This window comes from Methanobrevibacter sp. (assembly GCF_017427765.1).
In the GTDB taxonomy this organism is placed as follows: Archaea; Methanobacteriota; Methanobacteria; order Methanobacteriales; family Methanobacteriaceae; genus Methanocatella.
Window position 1 is genome coordinate 1 of record NZ_JAFRSC010000018.1, and the last position, 8,960, is coordinate 8,960.

At 31.5% G+C, this 8,960-nt stretch carries 7 protein-coding genes; 5 read left to right on the forward strand and 2 right to left on the reverse strand.

Annotated features, from left to right (window positions below; all coding sequences use genetic code 11):
- The first annotated feature begins 228 nt into the window (after positions 1 to 228).
- The gene (locus tag IJL02_RS04735; protein WP_292811071.1) at positions 229 to 2,088 is read left to right on the forward strand and encodes a sensor histidine kinase; all 1,860 of its coding nucleotides are present in this window, start codon (positions 229 to 231) and stop codon (positions 2,086 to 2,088) included.
- A 116-nt stretch (positions 2,089 to 2,204) separates the two neighbouring features.
- On the opposite strand, the gene IJL02_RS04740 is transcribed toward IJL02_RS04735, so the two are convergent.
- Positions 2,205 to 2,630 (reverse strand): hypothetical protein, encoded by a 426-nt coding sequence (locus IJL02_RS04740; RefSeq protein ID WP_292811084.1) that lies wholly within the window; start codon positions 2,628 to 2,630, stop codon positions 2,205 to 2,207.
- 143 nt (positions 2,631 to 2,773) lie between these two features.
- Here IJL02_RS04740 and IJL02_RS04745 point away from each other — a divergent pair, with 143 nt between their 5' ends.
- The 3 genes from IJL02_RS04745 to IJL02_RS04755 all read left to right on the forward strand — a co-directional run bounded on the left by IJL02_RS04745 (position 2,774) and on the right by IJL02_RS04755 (position 7,700).
- On the forward strand, positions 2,774 to 3,208 hold the full coding sequence (locus IJL02_RS04745) for a hypothetical protein (RefSeq protein ID WP_292811094.1): 435 nt from the start codon (positions 2,774 to 2,776) through the stop codon (positions 3,206 to 3,208).
- The gene (locus IJL02_RS04750; protein ID WP_292811105.1) at positions 3,205 to 5,766 is read left to right on the forward strand and encodes a lectin like domain-containing protein; all 2,562 of its coding nucleotides are present in this window, start codon (positions 3,205 to 3,207) and stop codon (positions 5,764 to 5,766) included. Before IJL02_RS04745 ends, IJL02_RS04750 begins: the two co-directional genes overlap by 4 nt.
- Positions 5,767 to 6,017: 251 nt before the next feature.
- Positions 6,018 to 7,700 (forward strand): MATE family efflux transporter, encoded by a 1,683-nt coding sequence (locus tag IJL02_RS04755; RefSeq protein ID WP_292811122.1) that lies wholly within the window; start codon positions 6,018 to 6,020, stop codon positions 7,698 to 7,700.
- Between the two features lie 3 nt (positions 7,701 to 7,703).
- On the opposite strand, the gene IJL02_RS04760 is transcribed toward IJL02_RS04755, so the two are convergent.
- Positions 7,704 to 8,000 (reverse strand): STAS domain-containing protein, encoded by a 297-nt coding sequence (locus IJL02_RS04760; protein WP_292811128.1) that lies wholly within the window; start codon positions 7,998 to 8,000, stop codon positions 7,704 to 7,706.
- 171 nt (positions 8,001 to 8,171) lie between these two features.
- Here IJL02_RS04760 and IJL02_RS04765 point away from each other — a divergent pair.
- Positions 8,172 to 8,960: transposase (locus tag IJL02_RS04765; protein WP_292811137.1), on the forward strand; the 789-nt coding region annotated here is incomplete at its 3' end.

Below are 8,960 nucleotides of genomic sequence, written 5' to 3' on the forward strand. Positions count from 1 at the left end.
GGAGTATTTGTTTTTTGGTTATGCATAATAAAAACTTTTACTCCACCTATTTATTAAATTTAACTATTTTTAAGCAAAATTAAAAATTACAAACTAATTTTCATTAAAAAATTTCAAATCAACAAAGTTTTTGAAAGAGTCTAATCATTAATCAATGAAAAATATATAACTTATAATCCATAAATCATTTTAATGAATAAATGTGATAAATGATGGGAGCTCTGTGTTATGAAGATTGCGTATTTTACTTATGATGAGGAAAAACTTTTTGAAATCAAGGTTAAAAAACTCGAATCGATTGATGATGAATATGTCATAAAGGATGTTCCTCAAATTGCAGATGAAAAAAAGGAGTTTCTATCCACTTTAGGCGAAGAAATATTTATTTTATTGCCATACAATGATGGTGAAGATTTTTACCTGAAATACTTTAATCATTTGGAATATTTTTTGGACGGGGACAACAACTTCAGGGTAGGCACACTGATATCCCATACGATTGGAGGTAAAGATGAAGAGAACAATTTTTTAAAATTGTTTCAGGAAGTGTATAGGACTGGTGAAAAGAAGACCGGAATACTCAAGTACATGACTGATGACGGAAAATTACTGAAATATCATGACTTTCGCTACTTTATGATGGGAAATGAACTTGTTGCAATTCATGAAGACAAGACCGAAGTTAAAATGTATAGGGACAACACATTAAGTGATGAGAACTTGGGTGTTGCTATCTTACAGGATGGTAAATTTGCTGAATTGAATGAAAAATATGCAAAATATGTTCATAAGACAAGAGATCAGATGTTAGGTTCCCCATACAGTCTTAAAGGTATGTCACCACAGACCAGACAACGGGTTAAAAAAGAAATCGAACTTCTCTCACGACAGAAAAAAGTATCATATAAGGTTCCTCTCGCATCATATAATGATGATGGAAGTATAAGATTTTTCTTAAATGCAGAAGGATCATACATTACCTATGACAACCGTCCGGCAGTTCTTATAAGACTTAAAGATTTGACACAGCAGGAAATAGCTAAAAACAGGATAGAAATCAGTCAGGATTCAAAAACTCAGCTAAAAGACACTTTTGAAAGTTTAGCCAAGAATTCAAAAACATGCCTGTCCTACGGAATATATCCTGATAAATTATTCATGTCTGATAATTTCTATAATATCATTGAAGATGAAAGCAGGTCATACTCATTTAATCTGGAGACAATAAATGAGTTCATGGTGGGTGAAGACCTGGAACTGTATACTTCAATGATTGATTCACTTAGTCCGACAAATCCCGAAGTGGAATTCACAACAAGTATTATGACACTGAAGCTTAATATTAGATATATCAGACATCACATTAAACGTTTTTATGATTCAGAAGGTAATGCTGAAGGTTATATTTCATCACACCAGGACATTACAGATGATGCAACTTATGCCAATTCACTCAAAAAGCAGATATTCGAAAAGAATGAGATTATCAAGGACAAGGATATCCAAATCAAGGAGGCTCATCATAACATAAAGAACAGCTTAAACATTCTGTTGTCGCTCATACGCATGGAAGAGCATAGCCATATCCCTCTTGAGGAAATTATGGATGATACCAAATCACATCTCAAATCAGTAAGCGTGATGCATGAGAAGATATACCAATCAGAAAATTTAGTTGACATAGAATTAAAAGGATATATTGATTCCATTGTCGAATCGCTGTTTGATATCTACTCATCAAAAATACAGTACATCTCAAAAGTGGATGATATAAAATTAAATGCCAAACAGGCAAAATCTCTTGGATTAATAGTCAATGAACTTATAAACAACACGGTAAAACACGCGTTCCCTGATGGTACTCCCGGAAAAGTGGAAATAAGAATTGGGCGTCTTGACAAGAAAATTGAAGTGGAATACCATGACAGTGGTGTTGGACTGCCTGATGGTGTTAATTTTGACAATCCGTCCAGTCTGGGTTTAACAGTTATCAAAAACCTCACAAAACAGATCGATGGTGAGATAAGATACACCTATGACAATGGGGTCTGTATAAAAATAGTATTTAATGAAAATGAATCATTCTAGATTCTGTCAAACGTTGATTGAATTTTACGGAATTGGAGTTAAATGAATTTCAAAGCTCTGTTGCCTTGTCACAGACAAATTAGTCTAAAATATGGTATTTTTCCAATCAGTCAATTTTAATCAAGCAGATTATCTATTTTGTCGAAAAGCTCTCCATAATTTTCAAAAAGATTTCTGATTTCATCATCATTTTTAGAAATTAAAACCATCTTCAGCTGTTCATCGGTTTTAGAGATTTTTACCTGTTGTGATTCGTAAGTTCTGTCAGTAATTAATGATTTGATTTCATTATATGTATCTTCAGTTAAATTATGTCTTCTGGTTTGGTTCAGTATGTCCATTGCATGAATAAGTCCGTTTTCAGGTCTATCAATGCAGGAAGACATGCTGATTTTAGTAATCATATAATAAGGTGCTTCTATTTTGTCTCGACGAAGCACGATTGTAATTTTTGATACTACGTGGTCATCGTTGCAGTTTTCATTAACGAATTTAATCAGTTGGAACTGTTTAATATTTGCATCAGTATTCATGAAAGTCATGGTAATATATTCTTTTTAGGAATATTTATCTTTAACATTTTCTTAATACTCTTTTAAATAATTTGATGAATAAATATTATATTGGTGAAAATGTTAAGAATATAAAATCTAAATTTTTTATATTCCTGCTTATTTTATGCATCTTGTTCACGGTTACTTGTGTTTCAGCGCAAAATAATCAAACTGAAATGCTCTCGGATGATGCTGGTTATCATTCATTTAATGATTTAAATCGAAGCATATCTGAAAGTAAAGGTGTACTGAATTTAGTTTATGATTATAGGTATGGAGATAATGATACAAGCATTATTGTTAATAAGGATGAAGATTTCACAATAAATGGTAATGGTCATACAATTGAAAATATTAATCAGTTAAATGTTTTGACTTTTAATTCTCAAAAACAGATTTTTATAAATAACTTAACTTTTAAAAACTGTGTAAATACTAGTATTGTATCTTTTTCGTCAATCACTTTTAATAATGTTAAATTCATAAACTGTACCAGTGCAGATAGTGCACCTTTTATTCAGTGTCTTTTTAATAATGTGGTTTTTATAAATTGTACTTTTAAATGAGTGGGACCAGTAATAAGATTATAGAACTTAGTTCCGGTAATTTGACTGTCAAAAATTCATTATTTGATGGTGGTAAATTTAAGGAAGGGGTTATTTCTTCTAGAGCGAATACAATCATTGAAAATACTGTTTTTTCAAATTTAATTTCAGATAAGGCAACTGCACTGAACTTTAAGGGTTCCAATTTAGCCATCAGAAATTCCAAATTTTTAAATTTATGTGCCACTTTATCTGGTGGTGCTATTATGATAAAATTTTTCCCGCAACAGGATGAATCTGGAAAATATCTTCCTGGAAATCCTTTTTTAATTGAAAATTGTGAGTTTAAAAATGTTAGTGCTTCCAATGATGCGGGTGTTGTATTTTTAGATTCTGATTCTGGATCAGGGGGTATAATTAAAACCTCTAATTTAGTCAATGATACTTTTGTTAATTGTAAATCCAGATATGGTGGTGCAGTCATTAGTTTGGGCGGTATTTTAAATGTTATCAATTCAACAATTAAGAATAGTTCTGCCAGCTTTGAAGGCGGTGCGATTTTCACTTCCTGGACTAATTTAAACATTGTTAATTCAAATTTATTAAATAATTCCGCTTCAAAGAATGCTGGGGCAATCTATTTTGACAAAGGTAAGTTAACCATAAAACAATCCAATATAACTAATAATAAAGTAATAAATAATTCTGGAAAAGCTCCTAATGCAATTTATGCTTATGAAGCAGATATCGATTTTTCAAACTCCACCTTTGACAATAGTGGGCTTAGTGTTTATGCAGACTTTATAGGCAAATCCAAAATTGAAAACATAAACAAAAATGAGGATATTTTCTTGTTAAACAATACTAACTATATAGTTTCAGTTGAAAACAAGGGAATAAGACTTAATTTAACAAAAAATGAAATTAGTGTAGATAAACTTCCATCCAAGTTTAATGCATCTGATTGGGGATGGATAACTCCAATAAAAATACAAGGGGATAATTTTGATTGTTGGGCATTTGCTACAGTAGCTTCTCTTGAAGCATCTATTCTTAAATCAACAGGTGTTCAGTTTAATTTATCACAAAATTATGTTCAGCAGCTTCAGTTAAGGTATGCTAGAAATGATGATTTAAGAAATGTATTGACCGGATTTGCATACAGTGGTTTAGGCTATGCATTAAGTTGGTATGGTGCTATGTTGATGGAAACTCCATATGACGACAGAGGAATTATCGCAGATACTGATTTCACTGAGCCTAGGGTTCACGTTCAGGATGCAATGATAATTTTCACAGGACGAAAGGATACTACTGAGCTGATGAAAAAAGCAATTATGAATTATGGTTCTGTTATTGTTCAGGAAGGTCTTTCCGTTTCCGATATAAACATTTCCTGGAATAATTATACTCCAGAAATGGACCATAGTATTCATTTCATTGCATTGATTGGTTGGGATGATAATTACTCTGAATCCGACAGCAATAAAACAGGAGCTTGGTTAACTAAAGATTCAATGTCCGGTTTTTCCCATGTATTCTATGAAGATCTTACTGCAAAAATTGATTATTATCCAATTGTTCCTCAAAATGCATCTGTAAGCTATATTTTTGACAATAATATTGACTATCATGTGAATTATCAGACAGATTTAACAGGATTGGTTGGTTTTGATGGAAATTACACTCAATATTCCAATGAATTTACATCCAAATATGATGAACTGATAGGTGCTGTCGGAACATACTTCAACGAGTCCGGAATTAAGTATTCATTCGATGTCTATGTCAATAATGTTAAGGTTCACAGCCAAAGTGGTGTCAGTGAATTTGCAGGTTTTAGAACAATAGTTTTAAACAAATATATTCCGATTAAAACTGGCGATAAATTCAAAGTTGTTTTCAAAAATAACGCTCTTCCTTATCAGGCATACTCAAGGCAACGTTACCTTGCTAACATGACTTTTATCAGCCGTGACGGTAAATCATGGAGCGATTTTACACTTTTAAATAAAACTGTTTGTCTAAAAGTCTACACAGTAGCTGACAATACTAAGGTAATCAACAATAAGGATATTTTCGTTGATTATAATGGCGGATCCTACTTCAGTGTTAAAGTCGTTACTGCAGATGGAAGGCCTGTAGGTGCCGGTCAAGTTGTAAAATTCACAATTGTCGGAAAAACATACACTGTTAAAACAGACTCTAATGGAATAGCCAAACTCAAAATAAACCTGCTTCCTAAAAAATACACAATAACAACTACCTGCAATGGAAAAAGTGTTAAAAATACTATAACTGTAAAGCAGGTCCTAACAGCCAGCAAGGTTACTGTCAAAAAGACAGCTAAAAAATTTACCTTAAAAGCAGTGCTTAAAATCAATGGAAAGTTGCAAAAAGGTAAGGTCATTAAATTCACATTCAATGGCAAAACATATTCTGTTAAAACAGATGCAAAAGGTATAGCACAAAAAACATTGGACAAGAATGTTATCAAAAAGCTTAAAAAAGGTAAAACATACACTTTCAAAGTAACGTTTGGCAAAGACACCATAAAATCAACAGTTAAAGTTAGATGAGATTTTCATCTAATTTTTTTCTATTTTTTCTATTCCTTCTCTTAACATAATAATGAGTAATGAAAATAATAATAATCATAATGCCCTAAATATACATTAAGGAGGAATCATTTTTGAATATTTTAACATTATTGGGCAATAATTCTCTGGCTTTTTTAAGCCGAAAAGGTTCAACAGCGTTAAGTTTGATAAAATGATTAATAAAACAAAAGTTTCTTTAAATGAATATTTTTTTAGTTGTATGGGAAAACATGTCAAATGAAATAATTACTCATAAGTTCAGAGAATTGCTATTGCCTTCAATACTTATAGCAATGGCTTTGAATATAGCAATAATTTTTGATTCAAGTTTTGTGGCTACATTCATTGGACACAATGGACAAGCTGCTTTACAGGTTTTGGAACCTTTAGTATTGCTGATAACAATTTTTGAATGGCTATTTGGATTGGGAGGTCAAATATTATCACTAAACAAAAAGGCAGAATTTGACGAAGACGGAAGCAATCATTATTTCACAACTGCAATGCTTACAACAATTGTCATATCTCTCTTAATTATTTTTATTTGTTTCTTATTTGAAGATGCTTTAATCGCCATATTGCATCCGAGCGCTAGCGTAATACCTTATGTAAAATCCTATGGATTATATCTGTTTATCTGTTTTCCTATAGTGACTGTAGTGGGTGTTTTAACTCAGTTCATTCGTGTTGATGGCCAGCCAAATTTTGCTTCAGGAATAATTATTCTGGCAAATGTTATCAATGTAGTCCTAGATTATTTATTCCTCGCCGTTTTCCACATGGGTATTGAAGGAGCATCACTTGCAACGCTGATAGGATACGGAGTTGGATTTATCTGCACTTTAAAATATTATTTCGATTCAAAAAGGACATTCAGATTTGTTTTATCCAAATTAAAAATCAAAACATGGATTTCTTCAACTGTTGAAATAATCAAGATTGGCATTCCCGGTGCAAGTATGGGTGTTTTTGATGTAATTCTGGTTTATATTATGAACCTTATTCTTAGCGCTGCTTTGGGAGAGCTGGGTTTGAACATATTCAATGTTTGTGTAAATGCATTACTGATAATAAGTATTTTAGTTATAGGATTTGCAGAGACATTATCCTCAGTTGTACCGATATATTACTCACAAAACGACTTTTTTAATCTGAATCATATTGTGCGAAAGTCACTTCTAATAACAATAATCTGTGCAGTTTTATTTACCTCAATTCTGTTGATATGTCCTGATAGTTTGCTGATGTTTTTTAAGCTTAACCAAATGCCTAATGACGGATTGGTGGAAAATGCTTTAAGAGTATATTCATTATCCTTTGTACCGATGGCATTTTCAACAATATTGATATTCTATTATGAAGGAATCGAAAGAACGGTGGAATCAGGAATTGTTTCGGTTATTTCATCATTACTTGGACCGTTAGTGTTTACGTTCATATTATATCCGTTTATGGGCGTGGGCAGTGTTTGGATTTCTTTCCCATTAGGATATGTTTTATCGATATTGGTTGTTGCATTTTATGTAAGAATCGTTGAAAGAAAAGACAATCAATATTTCGGTCTGTTTTTTGTTAAAAAAGGATTGATTGAAAAAACCAGAAACTATACTTTGAAAAATAAGAATAGTGATGTTAAAAATGAAATGTTCAAGCATTTGGAAAGCTTGAATGTTAATGAAAACTCTTTAGAAACGCTAAATAAAATTATAAATGCAATTTTTGATTCAAACGATAGTACTGTGTCTTTAGAGATATTAATAATTGATTATGATGATAATATAACCATTAATATTAAAGATGAAGGAAAAAGAGAAGTGATGAGAAATATTGAAAAAACATTCTCACAAGATAACGTAAAAGTCAGTGAAGTATTAGGCTTTAACAATATAGAATTCACTATCAATAAGGGTTGAAGATTATTCAAGGTTCAATATTTTATCGAAACCGGACATTACAAGAATATCTTTAATGGTGTCATTAACTTTGATGAGAAATGGAATGTTTTGAGGTTCCAATTTCTTTGCGGTGGCAACCAAAACCCTTAAACCTGCACTGGAAATATATTCCAAATCATTGAAATTCAAAATCAATGAGTCAAATTTGCCCATTTCATCTATTATTTCGTTTTCAAAGTCAGGTGCAGTAGTTGTATCGATTTTATCTTTAACTGATATTGTTAATTCTTTTTCATTATATTGTTTTGTCAAATCCATGATAATCCCTTTTTTTATCTTAAGTGTGCAAGAATACCATGACTTCTTTAAGTCATGGATGAATTGCACAAATAATGAGCATTACTTTTCAAATGCTCTCTTGCTAATTTTTAATATATGTCCTTTTAATATATATTTTATTTGTAGTATTATAATATTTGGGTGTTGTGTGTGGTTAAGGTTGTTAATAAAGGTTTGGAGGTTAGATTGTATCCTAAAAGGGAAATGGTTGATGTTTTTAATCAGAATATTGGCAATGCGCGTTTTGTGTGGAATCACCTTTTAGCTGAATACAAAAAGACCTATTCCTTGTTCATACAACACGGATACACTAAATTAAAATGCAACATGACCACTTTCAACACAATGTTGAAAATACTTAAAAAAGAGCATTCTTTTCTGGGTCTTTCAGAATCCACGAGTTTACAGCAAGTATACAGAGACCTAATACAAGCATTTAATAAATTCTTCAAAGAAAATACTGGATATCCAATATTTAAAAATAAAAGCAATCCTAAACAATCTTTCAGGATACAAAACAACAAGAATATAAGAATACGTGATAACCAGATTGTTCTACCAAAATTAGGACCAGTATACTTCAGAACCAGTCGGGAATACAAAAAAATCTTAAACAATAAGGATACTAAAATCAACAATGTCACCATAAAAAGACACAATGGTAAATTTTATGCTGTATTCAACATTGAAACACCCATAGAAACATATGAAAAGACTTTTGATTATATTGGGATTGATTTGGGACTTAGAACATTAGCAACCCTAAGCAACGGAATAGAGAAAGCCAATCTAGACCTAGCCTATGAGGAAAAAATGATTTCTAAATACCAAAAAATACTATCCCGAAAAAAATACATGAGCAAAAGATACCAAAAGACCCTTCGAACATACTGGAAATGGCAAGATAAAAAAACAAACAAAATCAAAGACACATACCAC

Coding starts and splice junctions, on each gene's coding strand:
- IJL02_RS04750 (WP_292811105.1), top strand. CDS start 3,205: ATGAGTGGGACCAGTAATAAGATTATAGAACTTAGTTCCGGTAATTTG.
- IJL02_RS04755 (WP_292811122.1), top strand. CDS start 6,018: ATGTCAAATGAAATAATTACTCATAAGTTCAGAGAATTGCTATTGCCT.
- IJL02_RS04760 (WP_292811128.1), bottom strand. CDS start 8,000: ATGGATTTGACAAAACAATATAATGAAAAAGAATTAACAATATCAGTT.
- IJL02_RS04740 (WP_292811084.1), bottom strand. CDS start 2,630: ATGACTTTCATGAATACTGATGCAAATATTAAACAGTTCCAACTGATT.
- IJL02_RS04735 (WP_292811071.1), top strand. CDS start 229: ATGAAGATTGCGTATTTTACTTATGATGAGGAAAAACTTTTTGAAATC.